The sequence below is a fragment of the Stenotrophomonas sp. ZAC14D1_NAIMI4_1 genome (assembly GCF_003086775.1).
Lineage (GTDB): Bacteria > Pseudomonadota > Gammaproteobacteria > Xanthomonadales > Xanthomonadaceae > Stenotrophomonas.
Window position 1 is genome coordinate 1750200 of record NZ_CP026001.1, and the last position, 25725, is coordinate 1775924.

The 25725-nt window shown below is 65.4% G+C and carries 31 protein-coding genes, 1 tRNA gene, 1 pseudogene and 1 riboswitch; of the genes and pseudogenes, 22 read left to right on the forward strand and 11 right to left on the reverse strand.

Annotation, left to right across the window (positions count from 1 at the left end; genetic code table 11):
* The first annotated feature begins 492 nt into the window (after positions 1–492).
* The 3 genes from C1927_RS21660 (at position 493) to C1927_RS08160 (ending at position 2679) form a co-directional block, all read left to right on the forward strand.
* Positions 493–1518, forward strand: coding sequence for a hypothetical protein (locus tag C1927_RS21660; RefSeq protein ID WP_254051558.1), 1026 nt, complete (start codon positions 493–495; stop codon positions 1516–1518).
* Positions 1508–1741 carry a hypothetical protein gene (locus C1927_RS08155; protein WP_108746408.1) on the forward strand — a complete coding sequence of 78 codons (234 nt, stop codon included), beginning with the start codon at positions 1508–1510 and terminating at the stop codon, positions 1739–1741. The genes C1927_RS21660 and C1927_RS08155 overlap by 11 nt, the downstream gene beginning before the upstream one ends.
* Positions 1742–1887: 146 nt before the next feature.
* Positions 1888–2679: a DNA adenine methylase gene (locus C1927_RS08160; protein ID WP_108746409.1), complete on the forward strand. Its 792-nt coding sequence runs from the start codon at positions 1888–1890 to the stop codon at positions 2677–2679.
* A 3-nt stretch (positions 2680–2682) separates the two neighbouring features.
* Here C1927_RS08160 and C1927_RS08165 read toward each other — a convergent pair whose 3' ends face one another.
* Positions 2683–3348 (reverse strand): SOS response-associated peptidase, encoded by a 666-nt coding sequence (locus C1927_RS08165; RefSeq protein WP_108746410.1) that lies wholly within the window; start codon positions 3346–3348, stop codon positions 2683–2685.
* 150 nt (positions 3349–3498) lie between these two features.
* Between C1927_RS08165 and C1927_RS08170 the strand changes: the two genes are divergently transcribed.
* On the forward strand, positions 3499–3948 hold the full coding sequence (locus C1927_RS08170) for a BLUF domain-containing protein (RefSeq protein WP_108746411.1): 450 nt from the start codon (positions 3499–3501) through the stop codon (positions 3946–3948).
* On the opposite strand, the gene C1927_RS08175 is transcribed toward C1927_RS08170, so the two are convergent.
* Positions 3945–4220: a hypothetical protein gene (locus C1927_RS08175; protein WP_108746412.1), complete on the reverse strand. Its 276-nt coding sequence runs from the start codon at positions 4218–4220 to the stop codon at positions 3945–3947. The two genes, C1927_RS08170 and C1927_RS08175, sit on opposite strands and share 4 nt — an antisense overlap.
* Positions 4221–4281: 61 nt before the next feature.
* Here C1927_RS08175 and C1927_RS08180 point away from each other — a divergent pair, with 61 nt between their 5' ends.
* From C1927_RS08180 to C1927_RS21870, 8 genes and pseudogenes are all read left to right on the forward strand, one after another.
* Positions 4282–4896 carry a hypothetical protein gene (locus C1927_RS08180; RefSeq protein WP_108746413.1) on the forward strand — a complete coding sequence of 205 codons (615 nt, stop codon included), beginning with the start codon at positions 4282–4284 and terminating at the stop codon, positions 4894–4896.
* 439 nt (positions 4897–5335) lie between these two features.
* Positions 5336–5842, forward strand: a complete 507-nt coding sequence (locus C1927_RS08185) for a hypothetical protein (RefSeq protein WP_108747799.1) — start codon at positions 5336–5338, stop codon at positions 5840–5842.
* 96 nt (positions 5843–5938) lie between these two features.
* The gene (locus C1927_RS08190) at positions 5939–6979 is read left to right on the forward strand and encodes a nucleoid-associated protein (protein ID WP_159095331.1); all 1041 of its coding nucleotides are present in this window, start codon (positions 5939–5941) and stop codon (positions 6977–6979) included.
* Positions 6960–8156: a hypothetical protein gene (locus tag C1927_RS08195; RefSeq protein WP_159095332.1), complete on the forward strand. Its 1197-nt coding sequence runs from the start codon at positions 6960–6962 to the stop codon at positions 8154–8156. Before C1927_RS08190 ends, C1927_RS08195 begins: the two co-directional genes overlap by 20 nt.
* Positions 8157–8313: 157 nt before the next feature.
* A complete protein-coding gene (locus tag C1927_RS08200; RefSeq protein WP_159095333.1) occupies positions 8314–9000 on the forward strand; it encodes a DUF998 domain-containing protein in 687 nt (228 codons plus the stop codon).
* A 25-nt stretch (positions 9001–9025) separates the two neighbouring features.
* A complete protein-coding gene (locus C1927_RS08205) occupies positions 9026–9967 on the forward strand; it encodes an ADP-ribosylglycohydrolase family protein (protein ID WP_108746417.1) in 942 nt (313 codons plus the stop codon).
* A gap of 44 nt (positions 9968–10011) precedes the next feature.
* Positions 10012–10185 (forward strand): annotated as a pseudogene (locus tag C1927_RS21865) (DUF4124 domain-containing protein); the annotation flags it as partial.
* A gap of 663 nt (positions 10186–10848) precedes the next feature.
* Positions 10849–11118, forward strand: a complete 270-nt coding sequence (locus tag C1927_RS21870; RefSeq protein WP_108747800.1) for a hypothetical protein — start codon at positions 10849–10851, stop codon at positions 11116–11118.
* Between the two features lie 28 nt (positions 11119–11146).
* Here the strand turns inward: C1927_RS21870 and C1927_RS08225 are convergent, their stop codons facing one another.
* The 3 genes from C1927_RS08225 to C1927_RS08235 all read right to left on the reverse strand — a co-directional run bounded on the left by C1927_RS08225 (position 11147) and on the right by C1927_RS08235 (position 14082).
* A complete protein-coding gene (locus tag C1927_RS08225) occupies positions 11147–11911 on the reverse strand; it encodes a thioesterase family protein (RefSeq protein ID WP_108746418.1) in 765 nt (254 codons plus the stop codon).
* Between the two features lie 95 nt (positions 11912–12006).
* Positions 12007–13086: a hypothetical protein gene (locus tag C1927_RS08230; protein WP_108746419.1), complete on the reverse strand. Its 1080-nt coding sequence runs from the start codon at positions 13084–13086 to the stop codon at positions 12007–12009.
* Positions 13087–13173: 87 nt separating this feature from the next.
* Positions 13174–14082 (reverse strand): LysR substrate-binding domain-containing protein, encoded by a 909-nt coding sequence (locus tag C1927_RS08235; protein WP_108746420.1) that lies wholly within the window; start codon positions 14080–14082, stop codon positions 13174–13176.
* A 103-nt stretch (positions 14083–14185) separates the two neighbouring features.
* Here C1927_RS08235 and C1927_RS08240 point away from each other — a divergent pair, with 103 nt between their 5' ends.
* The 3 genes from C1927_RS08240 to C1927_RS08250 all read left to right on the forward strand — a co-directional run bounded on the left by C1927_RS08240 (position 14186) and on the right by C1927_RS08250 (position 16549).
* Positions 14186–15205 carry an aldo/keto reductase gene (locus C1927_RS08240; protein ID WP_079221399.1) on the forward strand — a complete coding sequence of 340 codons (1020 nt, stop codon included), beginning with the start codon at positions 14186–14188 and terminating at the stop codon, positions 15203–15205.
* An 18-nt stretch (positions 15206–15223) separates the two neighbouring features.
* A complete protein-coding gene (locus C1927_RS08245; RefSeq protein WP_079221400.1) occupies positions 15224–15634 on the forward strand; it encodes an SRPBCC family protein in 411 nt (136 codons plus the stop codon).
* Positions 15635–15715: 81 nt separating this feature from the next.
* On the forward strand, positions 15716–16549 hold the full coding sequence (locus tag C1927_RS08250; RefSeq protein WP_079221401.1) for an AraC family transcriptional regulator: 834 nt from the start codon (positions 15716–15718) through the stop codon (positions 16547–16549).
* A gap of 4 nt (positions 16550–16553) precedes the next feature.
* Here C1927_RS08250 and crcB read toward each other — a convergent pair whose 3' ends face one another.
* Together crcB and C1927_RS08260 are read right to left on the reverse strand one after the other, a co-directional pair.
* Complete coding sequence (crcB, locus tag C1927_RS08255; RefSeq protein WP_079221402.1) at positions 16554–16946, reverse strand: fluoride efflux transporter CrcB; 393 nt, start codon at positions 16944–16946, stop codon at positions 16554–16556.
* 82 nt (positions 16947–17028) lie between these two features.
* Positions 17029–17092: riboswitch (Fluoride riboswitch) on the reverse strand.
* A 37-nt stretch (positions 17093–17129) separates the two neighbouring features.
* Positions 17130–17570, reverse strand: coding sequence for a helix-turn-helix domain-containing protein (locus C1927_RS08260; RefSeq protein WP_234458485.1), 441 nt, complete (start codon positions 17568–17570; stop codon positions 17130–17132).
* Between the two features lie 78 nt (positions 17571–17648).
* Between C1927_RS08260 and C1927_RS08265 the strand changes: the two genes are divergently transcribed.
* Both C1927_RS08265 and C1927_RS08270 read left to right on the forward strand, forming a co-directional pair.
* On the forward strand, positions 17649–17858 hold the full coding sequence (locus tag C1927_RS08265; RefSeq protein ID WP_079221404.1) for a hypothetical protein: 210 nt from the start codon (positions 17649–17651) through the stop codon (positions 17856–17858).
* Between the two features lie 363 nt (positions 17859–18221).
* Entirely contained in the window at positions 18222–18458 is a 237-nt protein-coding gene (locus C1927_RS08270) for a hypothetical protein (RefSeq protein ID WP_079221405.1), read from the forward strand.
* A 1-nt stretch (position 18459) separates the two neighbouring features.
* Here the strand turns inward: C1927_RS08270 and C1927_RS08275 are convergent, their stop codons facing one another.
* Together C1927_RS08275 and C1927_RS08280 are read right to left on the reverse strand one after the other, a co-directional pair.
* Positions 18460–19509 carry a 4Fe-4S dicluster domain-containing protein gene (locus C1927_RS08275; protein ID WP_108746421.1) on the reverse strand — a complete coding sequence of 350 codons (1050 nt, stop codon included), beginning with the start codon at positions 19507–19509 and terminating at the stop codon, positions 18460–18462.
* Positions 19506–19793, reverse strand: a complete 288-nt coding sequence (locus tag C1927_RS08280) for a hypothetical protein (RefSeq protein WP_108746422.1) — start codon at positions 19791–19793, stop codon at positions 19506–19508. The genes C1927_RS08275 and C1927_RS08280 overlap by 4 nt, the downstream gene beginning before the upstream one ends.
* A 181-nt stretch (positions 19794–19974) precedes the next feature.
* Between C1927_RS08280 and C1927_RS08285 the strand changes: the two genes are divergently transcribed.
* The gene (locus C1927_RS08285) at positions 19975–20415 is read left to right on the forward strand and encodes a group III truncated hemoglobin (RefSeq protein ID WP_108746423.1); all 441 of its coding nucleotides are present in this window, start codon (positions 19975–19977) and stop codon (positions 20413–20415) included.
* Between the two features lie 44 nt (positions 20416–20459).
* Complete coding sequence (gene hemN / locus C1927_RS08290; protein ID WP_108747801.1) at positions 20460–21869, forward strand: oxygen-independent coproporphyrinogen III oxidase; 1410 nt, start codon at positions 20460–20462, stop codon at positions 21867–21869.
* A gap of 10 nt (positions 21870–21879) precedes the next feature.
* On the opposite strand, the gene C1927_RS08295 is transcribed toward hemN, so the two are convergent.
* Both C1927_RS08295 and C1927_RS08300 read right to left on the reverse strand, forming a co-directional pair.
* Positions 21880–22548, reverse strand: coding sequence for a DUF1176 domain-containing protein (locus tag C1927_RS08295; RefSeq protein ID WP_108746424.1), 669 nt, complete (start codon positions 22546–22548; stop codon positions 21880–21882).
* A gap of 22 nt (positions 22549–22570) precedes the next feature.
* Positions 22571–22657, reverse strand: a tRNA-Leu gene (locus tag C1927_RS08300).
* Between the two features lie 155 nt (positions 22658–22812).
* Here C1927_RS08300 and C1927_RS08305 point away from each other — a divergent pair.
* The 3 genes from C1927_RS08305 to C1927_RS08315 all read left to right on the forward strand — a co-directional run bounded on the left by C1927_RS08305 (position 22813) and on the right by C1927_RS08315 (position 25702).
* Entirely contained in the window at positions 22813–23796 is a 984-nt protein-coding gene (locus tag C1927_RS08305) for a TraB/GumN family protein (protein WP_159095334.1), read from the forward strand.
* A gap of 64 nt (positions 23797–23860) precedes the next feature.
* Positions 23861–24307, forward strand: a complete 447-nt coding sequence (locus C1927_RS08310; protein WP_079221411.1) for a BLUF domain-containing protein — start codon at positions 23861–23863, stop codon at positions 24305–24307.
* Positions 24308–24415: 108 nt separating this feature from the next.
* Complete coding sequence (locus C1927_RS08315; RefSeq protein WP_079221412.1) at positions 24416–25702, forward strand: nucleotide sugar dehydrogenase; 1287 nt, start codon at positions 24416–24418, stop codon at positions 25700–25702.
* Positions 25703–25725: the final 23 nt, after the last annotated feature.

Below are 25725 nucleotides of genomic sequence, written 5' to 3' on the forward strand. Positions count from 1 at the left end.
GTCTTGCGCGGTGACCGTCAGTTGTTGTGGAGCCAGGCTATGGGATCGGCTGCAGCCATATGCTCGTTGGGGTGGGGGTCTCTAGGGCTGGCTGAGCGTAGCCAGCAGGTTCGATGGCGCCAAGTGAGCGCCACCGTGACTGAGGGAACTGCTGTGGCGTGGCGATCTCTTGCCTTGGCCGCTGCGGCTAGTGGCTTCACTTGGCGCGGGAGCACTCGGCTTGTTGCCGCCAGAGTGTCAGCTATGTGGATGCGTCCGTCGTTGTCTAGACGGTTTGCCCGATTGCCATGGGGTCCAGCGGAGGGAATTCCGTGGGGCGTGCGCCCGAGGCCGGGTCCTGGACCAGATCCGGAGCCGGAGAATCCGTTTCCCAAAGGCAATGAGATTGGTCTGAACCTCGGATGCCCGGTTGTCGGCGCCCTCCGTTCGGTTCCCCTGAATCTTGGCGTCGCCGCTTGCTATGTGGTGCGTCCCCAACGTAGGACCCATGTCGTGATCAACACGATTTCTTTTGTCCGCCTCCCTGATCGCGCGCCTATCGAGGTCGTGCGGATCTCGCTCAGCTCCAGTCGCAGCACTTGGGGGTGGACCTTCGACATCGAGCTGGCAGACCCGCAGCAGCTGGCGCTGCTGAAGCCTACTGCCGCCGGACCCAGGCAGTTTGAGGTCACGCTCAATGGCTACGTCTGGACGGGCATCATCGAGAGCTTCCAGAAGCAGCGGGAGTTCAGTGGCGGCGGCGTGCGACTAAGCGGTCGCTCGCGCACCGCGTTGCTGGCCGCGCCGTACGCGCCGGCTCGGGTCAAGGCCACGACCGAAGACCGCAGCATGGCGCAGCTGGTCGCCGAGGAGCTCGCCGATACGGGCTTCACCAGCGAATACGACACCGTCGACTGGAACGTTCCGGCAGGTGCTTGGTTCTATGACGCCAGCACGCCGCTGGATGCCATCAGCGCTCTCGCAGAGGCAGGCGGGGGTGTCGTACAGTCGGACCCTGCCGCCCTCGCTATGCGTGTCCGTGCGGCCTATCCGGTGAGTCCTTGGGATTGGCGCACCACGCCGCCGGACCACGTGCTGCAGGAGGACATCGTGCTTACGGAGAGCCTGCAGATGCGCAGCGCGCCGCTGTACGACGCCGTTGTGGTGACTGGCGAGCTGGCCGGCAAGGGTGTCACCTGCAAGGTGCGCAGGTCGGGAGAAGAAGGGCGGCTCTATGCCCAGCAGGTCAGCAGCCCGCTGATCACGGTGCCTGCGGCCGGCGCGGAGCGAGGTAGGAACGTCCTCTGCGATCGCGGCGAGCAGGCGGCCGTCGACCTGACGGTGCCGCTGTTCGCGCAGCCGCTCAAGGCCGGGCAGGTCGGGCTGGTGCTTCCGCTGGACCTGGTTGAAGTGGTCGGTGCTGACGGAACCTGGCACGGGCAGTGCGAGTCGCTGCGGATCGAGGTTTCGGCCGACGACCAGGCCGTGGTGATCGAACAGACAGCAACCCTGGAGAGGCACTACACCGATGCGGACTGATCTATGGGACCAGTTCGGCGACCTGGTTGGCGGCAGCCCGCGGCTGATCGCCACCGTCACCGCGCACAACTCTGATGGCACCAGCAGCCTGACCACCTACGACGGCGTGCAGATGCGCGCCTTCGGGCAGCTGCCATTGTCGCTGCCCTACAACGTGTGGGTGCGTGGCGGCCGGCTGATTGAGGCTGCGCCAAACCTCCCGCTCTACGAACTGACCGTCTAAAGAAACAGGGCACTGCCCGGGCGCCGGCAAGCGCCCGGGCAGTACCTCAACACAGGTGATCTCAGCACCTGGCATTGGCCGCGTCCCTGTCGCCCTCGAGAGCGGCTGGGATTGTCGGACCTACCCATCGCAAAACCTGAGATCCCATGACCAAGCCCATCATTTCCTGGCCGGGCGGCAAGCGCCGGCTCCTGAAGCACCTGTATCCACACTTCCCTGAGCACGACTGTTACGTGGAGGCATTCGCCGGCGGCGCCGCCTCGCTGCTTATGCGCCCATATCCAGCGTCGACGGAAGTACTCAACGACATCAACGGCGACCTGGTCGGGCTGTATCGCTGCGTCCGGCATCACCTGGACGAATTTGTGCGGATGTTCCGCTGGTCGCTGGTGTCGCGGCAGATGTTCGAGTGGGCGCAAATGGAGCGTCCCGAAACCCTGACCGACATCCAGCGGGCGGCCCGCTTCTACTACCTGCAGAAGCTGGCATTTGGCGGCAAGGTGCAGGGGCAGACCTTCGGTGTGGTGACCACGGGCGGCCCGCGGTTCAACCTGCTGCGGATCGAGGAAGAGCTCAGTGCGGTCCACCTGCGCCTGGCCAACACCATCATCGAATGCCTGCCTTGGCAGGACTGCGTGCGCCGGTATGACCGGCCCGGCACGCTGTTCTACCTGGACCCGCCGTACTGGGAGACAGAGGGCTACGGCGTCGACTTCCCCTTCAGTGAGTACGAGGCGATGGCGGGGCTGATGCGTAGTGCTGCTGGCCGGTTCGTGGTCTCGATCAACGACCACCCGCAGATCCGGGAGGTGTTCGCCGGGTTCGACCTGGTCCCTCTGCAGCTCGACTACACGATTGGCGGCGGGCAGGGCCGGGGGCGCAAGTTCGGCGAGCTGATCATCAAGAGCTGGGATGATAGGCAGGCGGCCCTGCTGTAGCGGTCAGGCGACAGGGTCTAGCAACCCCTCGGCGTTGTTGCGAGGGGTGTTGACCGCCCGGCTGACACGGTACGCCTCCATGGCGGGCGTCTGGCTCGCCAGCAGCATCGCCATGGCGTCCTCCGCACTGGCTGCTATCCAGTCATCGATCTGGCCGGCCTGCAGCCACACCGGCATGCGGTCGTGGATATCCGCAGAGACGCCGCTGCTGTCGCCTGTGATGATGGTGAAGGTGCCCAGGTTGCCATCGGGCAGTAGCGGGCTGGTGTCTTCCCAGAGGCCGGCCGCCAGCAGCGGGCCGGCGGCGTGGATGAACCACGGATCCTTTTTCCCGTCCTCTGGGCTCACCGACCATTCGTAGTACCCGGCCATGGGTATGACGCAACGGCGCTTCTTGAAAGCCGTGCGGAATGCCGGCTTGGTGGCCACCGTCTCGATGCGGGCATTGATGGTCGAGCCCTGCAGGCCCTTGGCCTTGGCCCAGAAGGGCAGGAGGCCCCAAGCCAGCCGGGTGGCGTGGCGGCCTTCGCCGCGATCGAGGATTACCGATGCCCGCTGGGTAGGGGCCAGATTGAAGCTCGGCTGGATCTCGGCCAGGCCCGGGGCAAGGTCCGCCAGACCGGGCTGGCCAAAGTCGACAACGGGGAGCTGAACGAATCTTCCGCACATGGCTGCAGACTACGCCTGAAGTGTAAGTCAGCGCATGACTCCTTCAGATTACCCCCTGGCGTAATCACCCCAAAGGAACATTCGCTCCCGTCCTAAGTGGTACGGTGCGTTGACTGAACCGGGGGGATCTTTGCTAAGGAGAAGCATCAAATGCCCATCAGGGCGGTTGTCTACGTAAGTGAGGCGGGTCCCGCAATTGCGGGCGACAGGTTTGGCCTACATAGCGAGAAGCTGGACTCTCTAGTAGACGACGCGGCACGTTTTAACCGAGGCGCAGGTGTCACAGGCGTTCTTTTGTTCGATGGAGACAGATTCTTCCAGTACATGGAAGGCCCGGAGGATGGCCTATCGGTTGCTTATTCCCGAGTCCTGGGTGCAACCAGCCACAGCGGGATTGTGGAGCTGCAACGGGCCAGGGTGGGGCAGCGGCGTCTGCCATTCTGGCCGATGAAGTGGCTCCCTGTGGATTCTCAGGAACTGAGGCGCATAGCCCATGCGGATTGGACAAAGTTCAACCAGCGTGGGGAGGCCGAAGGTACTAAGCCGACGGCCATGGATCTTTTGGTCGCACTGGTTGAGCCCCACGCCAGGGTGGCCTAGGTCTGCTCACTGGGCTCGCCTATTTGCTCCGTTAGGACTGTGAGTGCTTGCTGGAACGCGGCGGCGAAAAGTTCGCCGCCGTCCTGACGGTGCTTCGCCGCAATACTGGGTAGAAGGTGTTTCCACGCGTCGGAGAGCTGCGCGCGGGCCGGGTGAGTCGCTAGAGAAAAGCGTAAGCCGTACTCCAGCGCCTTCAGATAGGCACGCTGAGCTTCCAGTTCTGCCTCGCAGGCCTGCAGGCGGTCGGCAAGTTGATTCAAGGCGGGTGTCATGGCGGGCTCGACTAGAGCATGAATAGAAGTGATAGTCCGCGCAGGCAACTAGGCAGGCGCCATGAGCATCCTGAACGTAATGCTTTCCCCAGATCAACTATTGGTTGCTGTAGATACCTTGGCTGAGGACTCGCGGACGGGTGCCAAGTCGGCCGGCGCGAAGTTGCTTCTTATCCCCCAGCACAACCTGGTGCTGGCCAGCCGTGGCAGCGCGCTATTCTTCCTCAGAATCTACGAGCTGGCCCTGCAGGCAAGCTTCCGCGCGGACTTCACCATGGAGCAGCTCGGCAGGGAGCTTGGCTTAGTCGTTGACCAGCTGTGGCCGGCCTACGAGAAGGCCGCGCTGGAGGCCGGTATCGCACCATCAGCTATAGGGACCGAGCTCGTGCTGGGCGGGTGGTCGCCGCAGGCGAACCGTATGGTGGCCACGGCATATGCCAAAAGCGTCAGCGAGGCTCCTGCTCGAGTGCAGCCGCTTCTCGGCGGACTCGCTTCCCCTGGTGAGCCATTGCGGGGAAGGCCGGATAGCTTCGCGCCTGAGGATGTGTTGGCAGCAGGACGATCTCAGGCGGCTTGGCTGAACAACGCTTGCGGGAAGCAGGTTGCCGGTGGCCGATTGCTTGCTGCCCAGGTGCGCATTTCGGGCACTGTGATTTCCGATCTAGGGGCCATATAGGTCGTGAGGATCAATTCCTGCCCGGACCAGCATGCGGTCACGTCGCAACTGTTCGGCCCATTCTGCCCAGATATGCGCCCCTGGCACATGAGTGTTGGCGCCACATGCCGGGCAGGTAAGCTGAACGCCCGTGGGAAGTTCTTCAAGTCCCAAGCCGTGAGAAAGCTTTGACTCGTTTCTGCAGACTTGGCATCTGCAAATCATTGCCTTGATGCCATCAAGGCTGCCATTGGCGCGCAGCAAAGCATAGATCCTAAGGATCCGGAACGAAGTACAGGTGGTCATGGGGTCCAGCCAATTTGGGGCTGGACACGGGCGAGAGGGATATCCCGCCGGAGAAGAGCCAAGAGACAGCAGTCTCGCACGTTGGGGTGAAATGTTCATCAAGGGCCGACGCCCCGTTCGCAGGATCTGCGACGGCCGCGCGTATGCTGCCGCCATGCTTCCTTCCCTCGGCTACCAAGGATTTCGTACCGCCCCCATCCCGTCCGGCTGGGTGCAGATGGGCGAGCGCTGGGCGCTGTGGTGGAACGGGCGCGAGGTGGCCAGCGTCACCCCGACGCGCGAGGGTGGCTATCGTCTCCATCTGAACGCCCTGAAGATGTGGCAGACCAAGAACGCCCGGGTCGCCAGCATCCGACAGGGCAAGCGCTTCGCCGAGCGCTGGTGCGCCGCTAGGCTGTTTCCGGACCTGCCTCTGCGAGAGGCGGTCGTCCGCCTGACCGACAGCACGCCGATCCAGCCGGCACCGCCGTTGCCAGGCCTTCCGCCGACCCGCGAACAGCAGCTGCAGGCCCAGCGCTTGGATGAGGCGGCTGCAGCTGCATCCGCTCGGGTGTTCGCAGCACTGGAGCCGATCCGGCCGCCGGCAGTCACCAAGCCCAGGGCGAAAGATCCGATGAAGGCGAGGGTGAGGGTGGGTCTGAGGCGGCCAACTCAAGGGTAAGGCCGGGAGCCTCAATGCCTTTGGCATGGGGCAATTTCGCCGCTAATGCGCTATAAGCTACGGCGCGATAACGCATGGAAGTGCCAAGGGGGCGCAATGGAAATCAAGGGTGCGGTTGTTCACAAGCTTGGCAAGGATCAGCATTCGTCCGGCCCAGGGAGCGTGCAGGTACATCTGCGCGATAATCCATTGCCGCTCGATGGCACGCTTACGTCCGTCTGCTCACAGACTTTGAATCTCTTCCAGCGCAAAGGCAATAACACCGGAACATTTGGTGTCGATGTGGATATCCATAGGTTCCCTGTGCGCGTCGGAGAGTTTGTACGTTCACAGTTGACCTTCAGTGAATTTACCGCCCATGTGGTCAAGATCATCGGCGACAAAATGGAGCAGGCTCCTCTTTCAAATGGTGGGCACGCCTTCTTCGTTCACTACACTTCGGGTGGTGATGAGTTCCTGTTGATCGCGATGCTTAAACTGCGCGAGGGCGCTGGCATCGATGAGATTAGTTTGGATCTGATGCCGACGTTGGTTATCGATACCGATAAGCTGCATGAGGCCGCAAGGCTTAATGTCTCGAGGTGGCAATTCGGCGACGAGCCTTACCTCACTTTTATCAAGGGTCGTGGAGCCGATGAGGTCACCGCCTATTTCCGAGAGGCACTCTCTTGCGTCGTTTATACGAGTAGTAGGCATCACACCTCACAGATGATCGCTGCGGCTGGTGCATATGTTGCGGATTTGCCGCTGCTTGACCAGGAGTCTAAGAAGAAGGTGTGGACTGATGTAAGAGAGCGCCTTTTTGACTGTTTCTCATCAAACAAGGAAGAGGTGGTTCTGGCCGCAATTGCAGTGGCAGTAGATCCTCTGCAGCCTCATTTGTTTGAAGAGTACGTCACGACTGGGGCGGGGGCGAGCACGTATCAGGTCAGCCATCAGTTCAAGCCTGATAGGACGACCTATAGCAGTTTGCGTCGTATTCGTGGGAAAATGGGTACCGTAGCGGTAGCTTTCGAGGTCGAGGATGTGCGGCAGGGGCGCGTTGCATATGACGAAAATAGCGATGCCCTTCTGATTTTCGGACCCTCTGCAGAGTTGAAGAAGGAAATCGAGGACAATGTCACACCTGGTTCCTGATGATGCTCAGTCTGCGGCCATATGGCTTCTAGATCAGCTGGAAGAAGTACAGCCTTCGGATTTGGATGACGCTTTACTGCAGGGTCGTCTTTCCCGAGGTCACGACTTCTTAGGTGTCGTCGAGCGCTTGGCTCAGGTCGCACCGCGACTTGTATGGGCCGCTGAGGAGCGAGGGCGTCTTATTACGTTCACTCCTCAGAATGCAGGCGTGTATACGTCGCTGTCGGAGTTCTTGTCCGCCAGCGTGAGTCATCGGAGAACCGTTCCCGCCCGTTTCTTCATCCGTGATAGTCGGTATTTCGGGCCCGGGGTGCGCAACGAGGCTCCGGCCGACGTCGCAAGCTATTACGACATGATCTGCTTGGCCGAAATAGTAAGGAACGTAGCGGATTATCCTTCCGCAGCGGATAGGTTTGCCAATTTTGTTGTACGGCCGGATGCGAAGTTTCGTGTAGAGATGGATTTCTCAGCTACGGATTTGGTTCCCATTATGGGGATTGAAGAGTTTTCATCGGGCTTTCTTCTTTCTGATTTTCACGTAGATGAGAAGCGGGCGATCGTGCGGGATTGCTTGGCCGATTTGGCAAAGGGCATGACTACGGTCCCGCTCGTTGTAGTGGCCCGTGGATTCGATGCGGTGATGAAGAACGCTCAGGCTTCCTACGCTTTGCTACTGTCAAAGTTCTCTGCGGCATCCGTTCAGAAAGAAGTGGATAAACAGAATTTGGAGGATACGCTGCGCCTCAATAAGACCTTCTCTGAAATTCAGAACCAGCTCCTAGCACTGCCCGCGGCGCTTCTCGTTGCCGGCGCCGCCTTCGAGACGGGCAAGGTCTATAAGAATGCGGCCATTTTTCTTGGTGTGGCTATATTTGTGGTCCTTATGTTTCTACTGATTAGGAATCAGAAAAATTCTGTGTCTGCAATCAGTGCGGAAATTGCACTTCGGAGAGCCAATCTTGAGGGTCAGCCAGACGCCGTTGCGGCAATGTACATCCCCGCTTTTTCCGCCTTGGAGAGGCGAGTCAACACCCAGCAAAGAACGCTGAATGTGGTGCTCGCCCTATCGGCACTGGTCTTCTTCTTTGCTGCTTATGCATCCCTGGATAGCGCCTTGGAGGGCGGCCTCAGCGACGCTGGTCTGGCACTAGTGAAGCTCGCATTCTGTTGGCACTGAGGTTCGGTGTGAACGGGAAAAGGTTAGGGAAAAGAAAAAATCAAGTGCCAAGAAGTGGCGTGGCGGGTGTCGTGCAATTTTAAGCTGTTGATTTATATGGATTCTAGGCGGATTGCAAATCCGTTTACAGCGGTTCGATTCCGCTTGAGGCCTCCAATTGAAAAGCCCTGACTCCGGTCAGGGCTTTTTCTTTGCGCGGCCCCCTGCCAAACCGCACTGCTGGCCCGCAGCCGCCCCTGCTAACGTCCGCCTTCACACTCAGCAAGAGGGGCATGCAGTGCGCGCAATGGCAATCCGGCAGGCGATCTACATTCCCCTCGGCGCGATGTTCGCCGCAATCGCGTTCGGCTTCACCGTGCCCGGTTACAGCTCGCTGTCGCAGCACCTCAGCGAAATGGGGTTGATGCCAGGCCTGCCGGCAAACACGTTGACGGCCTGTATCGCGGTCAATGGCGCGGCCATCATCGTCTTCAGTCTTGCGCTGCTGGGCTGGGGCCGCCGCTTCGCACTCACCGCGCTCACGTCCCTCCTGTTCGGCGTGGCCATGCTCAGCAACGGGGTGTTCACTACGGGCAGCCCGCTGCATGGCATGTATTCCATCGGCATTTTTTCCATCCTGACGCCGCTGTTGTTCCTGGTCGAACTCGGGGCTGATGCCTCCCGGCGCATCGCCTGGGTTGCGCGCGCGACCTCGCTGCTGGGGATGCTCTATCTGTGGTTGATGCTGTCCGGCTTCGATCCGCAGCCCTGGCATGGGCTGACCCAGCGCATCGCGTTGCTGCCTGCATTTGGCTGGTACACCTTTGCAGCGCTGGAACTGAGACGGGTGTTCGGGAACACCTGATGCCGTGTCTGGTTACACTCGGGGCATGAACCAGATCGACAACTTCCGCGGCGCACTGCTCGGACTGGCCTGCGGCGATGCCGTCGGCACCACGGTGGAGTTCAAGCCGCGAGGCAGTTTCAGCCCGCTCACCGACATGGTTGGCGGTGGCCCGTTCAACCTGGCGCTGGGGCAGTGGACCGACGATACGTCGATGGCGATGTGCCTGGCCGAAAGCCTGGTGCGTCGTGACGAATTCGATGCACACGACCAGATGACCCGCTATGCCAACTGGTACCGCAACGGCTACTGGAGCGCGACCGGCGAGTGCTTTGATATCGGCATGGCCACGCGCGCGGCCATCGACCAGTTCCTGCTCAGTGGCGAGCCGCTGTCGGGCAATGAAGACCCGCGCAGTGCCGGCAACGGTTCGATCATGCGCCTGGCACCGGTGGTGCTGCGCTATGCAGGAATGCCGGAACTGCCGGCGATGGCCGAGCTGGGTTCGCGCACGACCCATGCCGCGCGCGAATGCCTGGATGCCTGCCGCTTGCTGGCTGCTGCGATCGAGCGCGCGCTGGACGGGCAATCGAAGCAGGCGGTACTGGACCTGCGTGACATCCCGGTGCAGGGCGAGCGCCTGCAGCAGATCGCCGCGGGACACTACCAGCACGCAAGCCGTGAGCAGATCCGCGGCAGTGGCTATGTCGTGGACAGCCTGGAGGCGGCGCTCTGGTGCTTCCACCAGCACGACAGTTTCGCCGCTGCGGTGCTGGAAGCGGCCAACCTCGGTGACGATGCCGATACCACCGCCGCGGTGCTCGGCCAGTTGGCCGGCGCCTTCCATGGCGCTGCGGGCATCCCCGCGCACTGGCTGCAGGTGCTGGCCATGCGCGCGGAAATCCAGGTGCTGGCGGACGCGTTGTATGAACGGAACCGCGTTGCACGGGCCGGCCAGGGCTTTGCCGCTGCCGGGAATCCGTCGTAGCGTAATCGCCAGCGGGCCGGCATGGCCACGGACAGGAGGTCTGGATGAACGTGAAAACGGGTATTGGCCTGGCGCTGCTGTTGCTGGCACCGCTGGCTTCGGCGCAGGTCTACAAGTGCAAGGGGTCGTCGGGCGAGACGATCTATTCGCAGGATCCCTGCGGTGCGGGCAGCGAGCCGATGAAACTGCGCTCCAACCGCGCTGCCTCCGAGAGCGCGGGCGAAGCATCCAACCGCGCGGCGGTGTATCGCACCACCGGCATGAGCGATGCGGGCATCGCCGAGCGCAACTGCCTGCAGGGCGAGCAGTCGCGCATCTATGGTCCGCTCGAGTCGCGCACGCAGGCGGTCAACCGTCAGGTGGCCGAGCTGGACCGGCAGTTGGCAGCCGCCCGCAGCACACCGCCGGATGCGGGCGGCACGCTGCCCAATGCGACCCTCGAGTCGGGCATCCGTGCGCAGATTTCCAGCCTGCAGCAGTCATTGAGTTCGGAGCGGGTCGCCGCCGATGCGCAGATGTCCACGGCACGCGATCGCTGTGCGTCCGTGCGCCGTGACCAGGAAGACCGGGTGCAGCAGCAATACGCCGCGCCAGAAGCCAACGCGTACTCAGACTGCGCCGGGGCGTCCTGCATCCGGTACCCGCTGCTCCAACGGGTAGCTGACGCCGGGTGTGGGTTCGGTATTGCGAAGCTGGTCGGCGCTGGAATCCAGCCCCAGCACCGCATCCAAGTGCGGGGCCAGCAGGCGGGTGAGCTGGCCGCGTCACCAATCTCAAACCGGGACGACATGAGAAGGGGGTATGGTCGAGGTTCGGTCTTCGGGAGCAGCAATGGCACGCAGGGACATGCAACACCGCATGCAGCACGCGGCAGGCCAGCGATGAGCAGATCCTCCGCGGATGTGCGCTGGCTGACATTCCGGCTCAAGAACGGTCAGTCGATCGGGCCGGATCAACTGAAGGACGGCTGGGTGATCGCCGCCGAAACGCGCCATTGCGGCGTGCGCCGCGAGCGCATCGAGGGCTCGGGCGTGGTCTACGCCCTGTATGGCCCCTCCGACCTCGCATCACCGCGCCGCGCTGAACTGCGCATGCGCGATTTCCTGATGCGCTCGGGTTACACCTTCACCATGGGCACGCTGGGCGGCTGACGCCGCCCGTTGCGGTCACTCCACTGCCTCAGGGCCGCACGGTCAGCACCTGGCCGATGCTGCCGATCGGGCCGCGTTCGTCGTGCAGCACCGTGCTGGTCAGGCCGATGCCTTCGCTGCCGAACGAGACCGAGGTGTCGAAGCCCAGCCAGTCGCCCTGCGGCGTGCCGAACAGGTGCACGGTCAGGTCGAGGTTGGGGAAGGCGATCTCCTTCGGGTCGGCGCGCACGGCCATGCCGTTGGACAGGTCGAACAAGGTGGCGGCACGTGCCAGCGGGCTCACCGTCTCGCCATCCAGCAGCGGCTGCTTCGCGCGTGCCCAGTAGGTCGCACGGCCGGGGCCCTGGTCATCACGGCGGATCTGCACGTTCTGGATGAAGCCGCCCGGCCACACCGTCGCCGGGTCCCATTCGGGCATGGTGTCTGCGGCGGCGATCCGCGCCAGCGGCGCGCCGGCAATGGCGGCGGTATCGTTCGGGCGCATCAGCCACGCACGCACGCGCAGGGCCGCACGGCCCTGGTGGCTGAGGGTGGCTTCGACCAGCTCGATGGTGCGGCCACCGCGCAGCACCTGCACGTGTGCGTCCATCGCTTCGATCGGAATGGTGCCGAGGATGTCGTAGGACAGGCGGCCGATCAGGAAGCCGTGGCCACGCGCGGCGGCATCACGCTCAAGATGGTGGGCGAGCAGGCCCATCGCCGGTGCGATGTGCTGCTCGTGGGTGTTCCAGGCGCCACCCACGTGTGCGGTGGGCAGGTAGCGGGTGTCGCTCAGTCGTTCAAAGAAGGCCATCGGTTCACGGGGCAGTGGAATGGGATGCGCGGCGCGCTGTGCGCCGAACCGCCATCGTAGCGCCGCGCCCGCAGCCTCGCCTGCGCGCGAACGCCTCAACGCGCAGCGGCCGCCTTCAACGCATCCAGCACCTGTGCACCGGAAAAGCCGCAATGCCCTTCGCCGGCGAGAGGCAGCACGCGCAGTTTCGCGGCACTGCCCGCACGCGCCGCCTGTTGCGGATACACCGCCTGCATGCGCGGCACGATGGTTGGATCGTCGTGGTTGAACTGGATCACCAGCGGCTTCTGCAGGGTGCCGCTCAAGGCCAGCCGCTCGCGCACGTAGGCTTGCCCTGCCGCGCTGGCCTGCAACCGCTGCACGCCCGCGTTGAAGGCGGCATCGTCACCGAAGCCGCTGTAGACCGTGCCGACGTTGCCGGCCGGCATGCCGGCGGCGCGCTGCGCCAGTTCGTGCAGGACCAGTGCGTGCAGGCTGATCACACCGGCCAGTGCATCGGGCGCCACCTGCAGGCGGGTGGCCAGCTGTGCGGCAGCTGCCGGCCGGGTTGCCAGCGCGGTGGCAATGCCCTGGTACAACGCCATCTGTGGCAGCGCAGCGGCCTCGCGCGAGACCAGGCCGCCTGCAGGCAGGCCGTCGGCCTTGGGAAAGAAGTAATCAAAGGCCACCAGGGTGGTCAGCAGATCCTCGGCCAGCGCTTCGCCCGGCAGGTTGGCCCCACACAGCGAAATGCCGCCGTCATAGGCCTGCGGATGCTGTTCCAGGCTGGCTACGGTGACCGCGCCGCCCATCGAGAAGCCGAGCATCCACGTCCTGCGCACCGGCTTCAGTTCGGCCAGCGTGTGCTGGCGCAGGCGTTCCATGTCGGCCACCGCGTCGGCCACCGCCCAGCCCTGGCTGGAATAGGCGCTCTGCGCGACCGCGTAACCCGCATCCAGCAGCGCCTGGGTGCTGTCGGCAGCGGCCATCGGCGTCGCGCGCGGCACGCCGACCGGTTCGTAGCCATGGGCCAGCATCACCAGCTCGCCGTTCCAGTGCGTGGGTACATCCAGCCGCCATGGCGCGCCCTGCAGTTCGCCGTTGAGCGAGCGTGGCGCAGGCGGGGCGGCGGCGTGCAGTGCGGTCGTGGGCAGCAACAGGCCGATGGCCAAGGCCAGTAGAAGCAGCAGGCGCATCGCGTTCGTCCTTGCAGGAATGTGCCGAGCATAGGCGCAGCCCCTGCGGTGCGCGCGCTGCACTGCGACAGCACGCGCATGCCGGGCTCAGGCCGGCTGCTGGCCGGTCGCGGTTTCGATGAGCGTATGGCGGAAGGTTTCCACCAGCGGCCGCAGGTTGATGCGGTGCCAGGCGGCCCACAACGGCGTGCGGTAGCTGAACCACGGCAGCTCGCGCAGTACCACGCCGGCCGGTGCCTGGTGGTCCAGGCTGCGCTGCAGGGTGGTCAGGCCCAGCCCGGCAGCCACCAGGCCGAGCGCGGCCAGTGGCTCGCTGGCTTCCATGGCGATGCTCGGGGTGAAACCGGCCTTCGCGCAGGCGGCGATGAAAGTGTCGTGGCGCAGCGCGCTTTCCTTGTGCATCACCCCGATCCACTGCTGGCTGGCCAGGTCATCGGGTGTGATCTGCTCGGCACTGGCGAGGGGATGTCCCGCGGGCAGGGCCAGCAGCATCGGGTCGTTCAGCACCTGCGTGGCCTGCAGATCAGGATCGTCGAACGCGGGCGGTTCGCAGACCAGGGCGATGTCCAGGCTGCGCTGGCGCAGGCCTTCCAGCTGCACGTCCGATTGCTGGTTGTACAGGGCGATATGCACGGCCGGGCGATCGCCGCGCAGCGCGCGCAGGGCGGTGGGCAGTACGCCCGAGTGCATGGCGTATTCCAGGTAGCCGATGCACAGGCCGCCCTCGTCGCCCCGGCCCAGGCGCCGGGCCAGCGACTCCAGCCGGTTGGCGTGGGTCAGCAGGGCCCGCGCCTCCGCCAGGAAGGTACGGCCATCGGCCGTCAGGCGGATGCGCTGCTGCGAGCGCTCGAACAGCTGCAGCTCCAGCCGTTCCTCCAGCTGGGCGATCTGGCGGCTGAGCGGGGACTGGGAAATGTGCAGGCGCTCGGCGGCGCGGCCGACGTGTTCATCTTCGGCGACAGCCACGAAGTAGCGAAGTTGGCGGAGATCGAGCATAAGACCGTCCGGGACTCAAGATTGGAAAATTATGTCTTGGACAGTCTTACCGGGCAAGCCTAGCCTGTGCCTCAACCTCAACAACCTCCCCAAGAGGACCCCCATGAGCATCAATGAACTGCTGGCCGGCAAGACCCTCGGCTTCGGTACCGCCCCGCTGGGCAACATGTTCCGCGACATCCCGGAAGCCGAGGCCCAGGCCACGGTGGACGCGGCCTGGGAGCAGGGCACGCGCTACTTCGATACCGCCCCGTTCTACGGCGCCGGCCTGGCCGAGATCCGCCTGGGCGACGCGCTGGCCAGGCGCAACCGCGAAGATTTCGTGCTGAGCACCAAGATCGGCCGCCTGATCCTGGATGAAGTGGAAGACACCAGCGCCCGCGACCTGGGCGAGAAGGGCGGCCTGTTCGTCGCCGGCCGGCCCAACAAGCTGGTCAATGATTACTCGGCCGACGCCACCCTGCGCTCCATCGACGACAGCCTGAAGCGGCTGAAGACCGACCGCCTGGACATTGTCTGGGTGCATGACATCGCCCAGGACTTCTACGGCGATGAGTGGCTGTCCTACTTCGAGACCGCACGCCGCGGCGCCTTCCGGGTGCTGACCCGGCTGCGCGAGGAGGGCGTGATCAAGGCCTGGGGCCTGGGCGTCAACCGCGTGGAGCCGATCGAACTGACCCTGGATCTGGACGAGGCGCGCCCCGATGGCTTCCTGCTGGCTGGCCGCTACTCGCTGCTTGACCATGAGCGCGCGCTGCAGCGGGTGATGCCGAAGGCGGCCGAGCGCAACACCGGCATCGTCGTGGGTGGGCCGTACAGTTCCGGCGTGCTGGCCGGTGGCAGCCACTTCGAATACCAGCAGGCCTCGCCGCAGATCCTGGCCAAGGTTGAACGCATGAAGACCATTGCTGCTGCGCACGGCATCAGCATCAAGGCCGCCGCACTGCAGTTCTCGCTGGCCAACCCCGCCGTCGCGGCGGTGATCCCGGGCGCCAGCCGTCCCGAGCGCATCGCCGAAGACTACGCGGCGCTGAAGGAAGTGATTCCGCCTGCGTTCTGGCAGGAACTGCGCGCGCAGGGGCTGGTGTCCGCCGACGCGCCGCTGCCCATCGATCTGCGCTGAGCACGGAGGAGACCTGCCATGGCAACCGCATCTGCATCACTCACCGTACCGGCCAGCGCCGATCGCGTCTGGAACCTGATCGGCGGCTTCGATTCGCTGCCGGACTGGCTGCCGTACATTCCCACCAGCACGCTCAGCGAAGGCGGTCGCGTGCGCCATCTGGCCAACCCCGACGGTGATGTCATCGTCGAGCGGCTGGAGGCGTTCGACCAGGCCGGGCGCAGCTACACCTACTCGATCCTGCAGGCACCGTTCCCGGTGACCGGCTACCGGTCCACCCTGCGCGTGGTCGAACTGGACCACGGTGCGCGCATCGACTGGTCCGGCACGTTCACCCCGGTGGGCGTCAGCGATGAAGCGGCCTCGGCATTGTTCGAGGGCATCTACCGTGACGGCCTGGGGGCGCTGCAGGCCACGCTGGCCGGTTGAACAACGCGGTTGCCCACGGCACGGCCGGATTCGATACGATGGGTCGCATCAGCCATCATCTGCTTGATCTGGAGTCCTGCCATGGTCGACCGCCTTGCCATCCTGCTGGAACGTTTCGCGGTCAATGCCTCGGTGTTCCATGCCGGCGCGCTGTGTGGCATCAACAGCCTGCAGGGCGAGGACGAGGCTGGCCAGCTGCATCTGGTGCGGCGCGGGCCGGTGCAGGTCAGCCATGGCCAGCAGACCGTGCAGGTGGATGCGCCGAGCCTGCTGCTGTACCCACGGCCGATGCCGCACCGCTTCAGCACCGATCCGCAGCACGGCGCCGACATGGCCTGCGCCAATCTGCATTTCGAAGGCGGCCGGCTCAATCCGATCAGCGCGGCCCTGCCGGATTTCATCTGCATGCCGTTGGCCGATCTGTATGGCGGCAGCGCCGCGCTGGACCTGTTGTTCGAGGAAGCCTTCGAGCAGCGCTGCGGGCGCACGGTGATGGTCAACCGACTGTTCGAGGTGGTGATGATCCAGGTGCTGCGCCAGTTGATGGAAGGCGGGCAGATGCGCGGCGGCCTGTTCGCCGGGCTTGGCCACCCGCGCCTGCGGCTGGCCCTGGTGGCCATGCACGAGGCGCCGTCGCAGGCCTGGACGCTGGAGGACCTGGCCGAAACCGCAGGGATGTCGCGCAGTGTGTTCGCCGCCAGCTTCCGCGAGGCGATGGGGACCACGCCCGGCCAGTACCTGCAGGGCTGGCGCGTCAGCCTGGCCCAGCAGGCGCTGCGCCAGGGCCGCCCGCTGAAGCGCATTGCCGACGATGTCGGCTACGGCAGCGAGGCTGCGCTGTCACGTGCATTCAAGGCGCACACCGGGCAGTCGCCACGGCAGTGGCGCGATCAGGATCGCGCCAGCGCCGCCTGAGCGATCAGCCCATCACCAGCCGGGCCAGCTTCATGCCGCCGAAGAGGCCGGCCAGGCCGAGTGCGACCGAACCGCCGGCATACAGGGCGGCCAGCCCATGCTGGCCGCGCTGCAGCAGCAGGCCGATTTCCAGCGAGTAGGTGGAGAACGTCGTGTAGCCACCGAGGATGCCGGTGGTCAGCAGCAGCCGCAGCTGCGGTGATGCACCGTTGCGCAGGGCGAACGCCTCCACCACCACGCCCATCAACAGCGCGCCGCTGATGTTGATGAGGAAGGTGGACCAGGGCCACGGGCTGCCAACCGCAACCCGCGCGCCGAGCAGGTTGCAGGCGTGGCGCAGGCACGCGCCCGCGCCGCCCCCCAGGAAGACCAGGACATAGTTGTTCAGTGCTTGCATCGTTTGCCTCGAGTGCTGGTTCGCAGGATCGACGGCGTACGCAATGGCGGGCACGGCCTGCCATCGACGAACGCCGGGTTCGTCAACAACAGGAGCCATCAGCCATCAAAGGCGGTTATCGGGGGAGCCCCATCCCCATCACCGTCCATGCTACCAGCGACAGGCTGCCCTGCGCAGGAACGGTCAGGGCAGGGCGGTCGCCACCACGCGGGCCACCTTGCTGCGGCTGATGCCTTCGCGCAGCAGGTCGTTGGCCATCAACCCCAGCGATGCCTGCCGCCGGAAACCAACGTCGAGCCCGCGCCGGGCCAGGATGTTGGCCACCATTTCATAGGCCGTTTCCCAGACATCCAGATACGCCTCGCTGGGCAGGTACATGTAGGCGGTGCCACGTTCGCCCACTGCGCCATCGACCGGACCGAACAGCAGCTCGCGTGGATCCATCTTCACCGCATCGGCGATGCGGAAGAGCTGTTCGGCTTTTACGTGGTCGGCTTTGACGTTGTCGTTGAGCCAGTTGCTGACGGTGGCCGTGGTGCTTTTCGCGGCGCGGGCCAGGTGAGCCGGGCGGGTATGCCCGGCGTCCTTCATGGCGGCGGCGAGTCGTTGTCCAAGAGTATTCATCTATGCAAGCCAGCTTAACGCGTGGATTCAAAAGAATCCTTGCCACCAAAATAAGTCTGATGACGAAAGAGATCGAAAATGGACGAAAAGTGGTGCAAGCGTCACGTGCGCATGCGGCTGGGCCTGGGCACCGACGCTGAGCTGGCCAGGCTCTTTGGAATCAGCAGATCCGCTGTCTCGCAATGGCCCGGCGACGTTCCGATTCCCGCGCTGCGGCGCTACATGCTGCAACAGCGTTATCCGGATCTGTTCCCGGCGGAAAAGAGCAATCAGGCAGAATCGGTCTGATTAACGACCGAAAATGTCGCATCCGGATCGGTCCACCCATTTTGTTAAGCGTGCTTATCGCAATAGGCGAATTCGATGGACAACGGGACAACGGGACAACGGGACAACGGGACGACGGGTGGACGGCAGGTCCGGAGCGGGCGCCGGTGTCGGCTTTGGCGCGACCCGGGGGTGAGGCAGTGACGCCTCTCGCATCATGAACGATTAATAATTTCAATCACAAAAGTCGCCCCCTGTAATTGACCTGTCGTGAAAATTATGACTAATTGGCATCAATCGGCCGTGAAGACCGGGAGTCTTTCAGTAGCACGCAAGTGGATCGGTTGACCGTCAACGATGCAGGACAAGTCCAACGGAGGTCGTATGGAATACGGCATGCATGGCTTGGCTGAACGGGTACGCCGCGAACTGGAAGCCAGTTACCACAAACACGGATGCGGTCCGGCGTTCTGGGATACCTACCAGCAGGTGCTTGACCGCCTGGTTCCGCAGGGAACCGAGCGTACCGAAGTCACCAATGATCTGGCGCTGATCATCGAGCAGCTCGGCATCGTCCGCCGTGCGCAGCTGGTGCCGCCGGACGGCGGGCGCCCGCGCTGAGTCAGCACAGGCGCCAGGCGCCGCAGGCCAGCAGGGCCAACAGCAGCGATGCCAGCGCGGTGGTGCGTGTGCGCCACCGGCGGCGCGCCTGCCCGGCCATGGACTGCGGACTGCAGTAGCGCACCAGCCCTTCGCCGAAGCCGGCACGGTGCTGCTGCTGCGCGCACGCTTCCAGGCAGGCGCCGCAGGCAAGGCAATCGGCCTGTGGCCCATGGCGGATATCCAGCTGCATCGGGCAGGCGGTCACGCACGCCGCGCAATCGGTGCAATCCCCCAGCCGGTCCGCACTGAAGGTGGGCATCGGCCCGGCCAGCAGCGGATGGGCGGCGCGGAATACGTAGTCCTGTGCCGTTGTCGGGTCGAGCAGGCCACGGCCGCGACCGAGCACGCCACCCAGGGCGGCAGGCCGCGCGCCGCGCGGTTCGCCACGGCGGGCGTCGTAGAGCATGCGCGGCGTATGCGGATCGGTCAGCAGTGGCTGCAGGCGCGCGAACGGGCACAGCGAACGGCACACCTGTTCGCGCAGGAAGCCCGCATTGCCGTAGGTGGCTGCGGCATAGAACAGCACCCAGAAGGCTTTCCAGCCAGTCCAGCCGCTTGCAGCAGGCAGGCCAAACAGGCCGTGGATGGGGCTGAACAGGCCGACGAAGGTGATGCCGGTCCACAGCGAGAGCAGGACCCAGCACAGCCGGGTCGCGACCGTGGCCACGCGCGGGGGCAGCTGTCGCGACAGCGCGCGGGCGATGCCATCGAAGGCCCGCATCCACAGCGTCTGCGGGCAGGCATGGCCACACCAGACCCGCCCGGCGAGGTGGGTCAGCAGCGCCAGGCTCACCGCAAGCACCGCCAGCAGGCCCAGCAGCACGCCGACGTCATCGGGCCACAGGGTCCAGCCAAACAGGTCGAAGCGGCGCGCGGCAAGGTCCAGCAGCAACGCCTGGCGCCCGTTCCAGCGCAGCCAGGGCAGCAGATGGAACAGCGCCAGCAGGACGGCGCTGAGGGCGCCACGCCAGCGCCAGGGACGGGGCAGGGAGGGCGCGGCGCAGCTCATCCCAGGGGCAGCTCGTCGTCGTCGCCGTCGCCCATCGGCCGCAGCAGGTAGCCGGTCACCGCGCTGGACAGCGCCGTGACCGCCCAGAACATGAAGAAGCCCGCGGTGTAGCCCAGCTCGCGGCTGATCACGCTGGCGGGGAAGCTGATGGCCTGCAGTTGCAGGGGATCGACGAAGGCGAAGAACACAACGCTGGCCACGCCGGCGGCGATGAAGCTGGGCCAGAGGATCGCGCCCCAGTGCTGGATCAGCCGCTGGCGGCGGCTGGAAGACGGTGTGTTCATGCGGTCCCAGGTCTGAGGAAGAGGGCGGCGCGTATACTTCGCGCTGGGCGGCGCAGCATCCGCAGGGCGTGCGTCCTGCAAGCGCGCCAGCCTAGGCGTGCCTGCCCGCCTCGACATTGATCTGGATCAACAGCGGCAGCCGCCGCCTTCGGCACACTGCCGATCCGTACTGGGTAACCCGATGAACGCAGCAACCCCGACCGAACTTCCCGTTGCCTCCCTTGAGCTGTGCAGCGAGGAGGAGGTGACTCGCCTGGTCCACGACTTCTATGCGCGGGTGCGCGAGGAGGAGCGGCTGGGGCCGGTGTTCGAGGGGCATGTGCATGACTGGCCTTCGCACCTGGCCCAGCTGGTCGATTTCTGGTCGGCGATGCTGCGCGGCACCCGCCGTTTCAGTGGTTCGCCGATGTCCAAGCACATGGCCATCGCGCTGGACAAGGACCTGTTCGACCGCTGGCTGGTGCTGTTCCACATCACCACCGCCGAGTGCGGCAACCCGCCGATGCAGGCCCTGGCCGACGATGTCGCCAAGCGCATCGCCGAAACCTTCTGGCGCCGGTACCAGATGCTGCGCTGGCCGCAGGTGGGCCTGCCGGTGCTGGGCGTTCGCGGCCAGGATTGATCCAGGTCAAGGCGGTCGCGTCGCGCCAGCGCGATGCTGGCGCCATGGACACGTACTCTCCCGCTGCTGGTGGCCTGGCCTGGACCTTCGACCCCGATCTGCTGCGCCGGCATGACCGGCCGGGACCGCGCTACACCTCCTACCCGACCGCGCCGCACTTCCACGATGGGTTCGATGCGTCGGCCCTGCGCCAGGCGATCGCCGACAGCAACCAGCAGGCGCGCGCGCTGTCGCTGTACGTGCATGTGCCGTTCTGTTCCAGCCCATGTTTCTACTGCGGCTGCAACCGGGTGATCACCCGGGATCGCGGCCGCGGCCACAGCTATGTGGCGCGGGTCCTGGCCGAAGCCGACCTGCTGGCACCGCAGTTCGATGACGGGCGCGAAGTGATCCAGCTGCACCTGGGCGGCGGCACGCCCAATTTCCTCGACGCCGAGGCAATGACCACGCTGGTGGAAGGGCTGCGCAGGCGCTTCGATTTCAGTGACTTGTCACAGCGCGATTTCTCCATCGAACTGGACCCGCGTTTCATCGACGCCGGTGACGTGGCGATGCTGGCACGGCTGGGTTTCAACCGTGCCAGCCTGGGCGTGCAGGATTTCGACCCGCAGGTGCAGGAATCGATCAACCGCGTGCAGGGCGTGCGGCAGACGCTGGACATCCTGCGTGCCTGCCGGGACAGCGGCATGCGCTCGGTCAACGTGGATCTGATCTACGGCCTGCCCGGACAGAACCTGGAAGGCTTCGGCCGCACCCTGGAACTGGTGCTGGCCCTGCGCCCGGACCGCCTGGCGGTGTATGGCTACGCGCATCTGCCGCACCTGTTCCGCGCGCAGCGGCAGATCGACGAACGCCGGCTGCCTTCACCGGAAGACAAGCTGGCCCTGCTCGGGCTGGCGGTGCAGCGCCTCTCGGCAGCCGGCTACCAGTACATCGGCATGGACCACTTCGCGCTGCCCGAGGAAGACCTGTCGCGCGCGCAGCGTGCCGGCCAGCTGCATCGCAACTTCATGGGCTATACCACCCATGCCGACACCGACCTGCTGGGCCTGGGCGTCAGCGCCATCAGCCACGTGGGCGCGACCTACAGCCAGAACCCGCGTGACCTGCCATCGTGGGAGGCGGCGGTGGACCAGGGCCAGCTGCCGGTCTGGCGCGGCGTCGCGCTCAGCGAGGATGACCAGCTGCGCGCCGAGCTGATCCAGCAGCTGATGTGCCAGGGCGAGGTGGATGGGCGCGCGCTGGGCCGGCGCCATGGCGTGCAGTTCGAGGAGTACTTCGCGCAGGACCTGCAGGCCGTGCAGCGCCTGCAGCAGGACGGCCTGGCCGAATACAGCGAGGGCGTGGTGCGCACCAGTGAGCCCGGGCGGCCGCTGCTGCGCCTGCTGGCGATGTGCTTCGATCCGTATCTGCGCGCAGCGCAGGAGCAACCGCGCTATTCGCGGGCGATCTGAAGATTGGTTGTCAGCGCGGCCCGGAATCGCCGCGCGCCGGGCCGAAGTCGCGCGCCACGTTCCCAGGGCTGCTGGCCGTGCGCCACACGGTAGGCCAGTCACCGGACGGGCCGCCATTGCAGTCGGCCTGCAGCTGCACGGTCTCGGGCTGGAACACGGCGCCGTCCCATCGCCAGCTCGCCGCGTGCCCGCAATCGCCGATGCCCCGGTAGAAGGTGGTTTCGGTCAATCGCTGGCTGACCGGATCGAAGCGCGGCCAGCCGAGGCGCTGCAGTTCGAACGCTGGCGCGTCGTCGGCGATGGCTGGTGCGCCGGCCACGGCGAAGTGCAGGGCGTGGGCGGTGGCGAGGTTGCCATGGTCCACCACGAACACCACCACGTTGGCGTTGTAGGCACCCGCCTGACAGCCGATGAAGACCAGCTCGCGATGCGCATCGAGCGCGAAGGCCTGGTCGTGCTGGCGCACCAGGCTGTCGTCAGGGTCGCACTGGCGCTGCAGCAGGGCGGCCGTGTGCAGCCGGCGCACCCCGGTAATGCGCGAAGCGCTGAGCTGCGGCGAGAGGGTGCGTGCGCTTGCTGGAGCGACTTTCAGTACCGGCAGCGGCGCGGGTGGGGCGGCCGTAGCGCCCAGGGCAGCCGTAGCCGCCAGCAGCGCCAGCCAGGGGCGGAGTGCTCGCATCGTTGTCGGTCCTTGACTGGAGTGGTGCCCGGAGCCGGAATCGAACCGGCATGGGGTTGCCCCCGGCGGATTTTAAGTCCGATGCGTCTACCAGTTTCGCCATCCGGGCCTTGCAGCGCGCGCCGATTGTAACGGAATCGCTGCCCATGCCGGCGGATAACACCGCCTTTACGCAACCGGCTGCAGCGCTGGGTACAGTCCGCCAACTCTCCCAGGAATGGCGACATGCACGGACGTGGCAGGCGATGGATGCGGTGCGCGCTGATGTTGGCCGCGTGTCTGGTGGCTGGCCCGCTGTCGGCACAGCCGGCGCCGCCACCGGCTGAAGCGGTGGTCGACCTCGACACGGTGCAGGTGACCGGCGAACAACCCGGCCCGGGCCTGTGGAAAGTGACCGGCCCGCAGGGTCACGTGCTGTGGATCCTCGGCACGGTGTCGCCGCTGCCGGCGCGCATGGAATGGCGATCGGACGAGGTCGAACGCACCATCGCCGGCGTCGATCATGTGCTGGGCGATCCGGGCTTCGGCCTGGACGCGAAGATCGGCTTCTTCAAGGGGCTGACGTTGCTGCCGCTGGCGAAGAAGACCGCGCGTGACCCGCAGGGACGCACGCTGGACCAGGTGCTGCCTGCACCGACCTATGCACGCTGGTCGGGGCTGAAGCAGACCTACCTGGGCAACGATCGTGGCGTGGAGAAGGATCGCCCGCTGGTGGCCTCCGGCCGGCTTTACCAGGCGTTCCTCAAGCGCAATGGCCTGCGCGACAGCAAGCAGGTCAAGGAGGCGCTCAAGCGGGCCTACAAGGCCCGCGACCTGGAACCGGAGGACGTGCAGGTCAAGCTGAAGATCGATGACCTGCGTGGTGCGCTGAAGGAACTGCAGGCCTCGGAAGTGGATGATCGTGCGTGCTTCGAACGGACGCTCGACACGGTGGAATTCCAGGCGCCGGTGCTGCGCGAGCGTGCCAATGCCTGGGCGCTGGGCGATGTCGCCGCGCTGAAGCGGCTGCCCTTGTCCGCGATGGCGCAGAGCTGCCGCGAGATGCTGCAGGACTCGGAGTTCGTGCGCCGCCGCGGCTGGAGCAACCTGCCGCAGCAGGTGCGTGCGCGGTGGCTGCAGGCAGCCGACGCAGCGCTGGTAAAACATGCCGCCACGTTTGCGACGATGCCAGTCAGCCAGCTGCTGGGTGAGGGCTATCTGGAAGAGCTGACGCAGCGTGGCTACGTGATCGAGGCCCCGCCGGAATAGCCCACGCTTGAAGTCCCCGTGCTTCCTGTCATATTCCTCCGTATCAGGGGAAGGGGAGCGGGAAATGGCGTTGCATGCGTTTGCCTATGTCAGTACGGCCAGGGAAGGGCTGGAAGTGCCCGATCTCGATGCGCTGCTGGCCGACGCGACGCCCTTCAACCGCATGGCCGGCGTGACCGGTGTCCTGATGTTCGATGGCAGCCGCTTCCTGCAGTACATCGAAGGTCCGCGCGATGGCGTGGCATCGGTGCATGCGCGCATCCTCAACGCGCGCCGCCATGGCAGCATCAGCGAACTGGCCTCCGGCGACCTGCAGTCGCGCTGGTTCCCGCGCTGGACCATGGCCAACCGCATGATCGATGCGGCCACCCTGGACAGCATCGTGACCGCGCCCTGGCAGGGCTTCGACAACGCGCCGGCATCGTGCAGCCACGGTTTCGCGCTGCTGCTGCAGGCCTGGACCGGCGGCCATGGAGAACTGGAGCCGGCTGCCGTCAGCCTGGGCTCCTGAGCGGGGCGTGGCCCGCCGCCGCCGGAGCGGTTAACCTTGGCGGCCTGCTTGCCTGCCTTCGGAAATCCGGATGACCCAGACCCTGTCGCTGCCTGCGAGGCATCGCGCATGAGCGCACCCATCGGTGCTGCACAGCGGCCGCTGCCGGCCGTGATCGGGCTGGGCTACGTCGGCCTGCCGCTGGCGGTAGCCTTCGGCCGGCACATTCCCACCCTCGGCTACGACATCGACGCGGCGCGCATCGCCGAACTGGGCAGTGGCCAGGACCACACCCTGGAGATGGAGGCGGAGGAGCTGGCCGAGGCCACGCAGCTGCGTTACAGCAGCGACCCCGCGCAGCTGGATGCCTGCAACGTCTACATCGTCACCGTGCCGACGCCGATCGATGCCTACGAGCAGCCGGACCTGGAGCCGCTGCGCTCGGCCACGCGGCTGGTGGCCGGCCACCTGCGCGCCGGTGACCTGGTCATCTACGAATCCACCGTCTACCCCGGCACCACCGAGGAAGTGTGCGTGCCGCTGCTGGAAGAGGGCTCGGGGCTGCGCTTCAACGAAGATTTCTACTGCGGCTACAGTCCGGAACGGGTCAGCCCCGGTGATCGCCAGCGGCGCCTGGCCGACATCCGCAAGATCACCTCGGGTTCGACCCCGGCGGTGGCCGCGGTGGTGGATGGCCTGTACCAGCGCATCATCGCCGCCGGCACCTTCCCGGCGCCGTCGATGCGCGTGGCCGAAGCGGCCAAGGTGGTCGAGAACATCCAGCGTGACGTCAACATCGCCCTGGTCAACGAGCTGGCGCTGATCTTCGATCGCCTTGGCATCGACACCCAGGACGTGCTGGACGCTGCTGGCAGCAAGTGGAATTTCCTGCCGTTCCGCCCCGGCCTGGTCGGTGGCCACTGCATCGGCGTGGACCCGTACTACCTGCTGCATAAATCCGAGAGCGTGGGTTACCACCCGGACCTGATCCACACCGCGCGGCAGGTCAACAACCGTGTCGGCGAACACGTGGCCACGCGCGTGCTGGCGATGCTGGCCGAGCGTGGCCGCGAAGCGGCGCAGTCGCGCATCCTGGTGCTGGGCGTGACCTTCAAGGAAGACTGCCCGGACCTGCGCAACAGCCGTGCGCTGGAACTGGCCCAGCGCCTGCAGTCTGCCGGTGCACAGGTGCAGGTCAGCGATCCGTGGGTCGGGCCGGCCGCGCTGGCCGATGCGGACGTGCACTGGGTGGCCGAACCGCAGGCCGGGCTTTACGACGCGGTGGTGCTGGCGGTGGCCCATGCCAGCTTCAAGACGCTGGATGAAGCGCGCATCCGTGCCCTGCTGGCGCCGGGCGGGCTGGTCTACGACGTGAAGTCGGCCTGGCCCCGCAGCGTGGTCGACGACCGCCTGTAGACACCTGCGCGGTAGACTGTGGC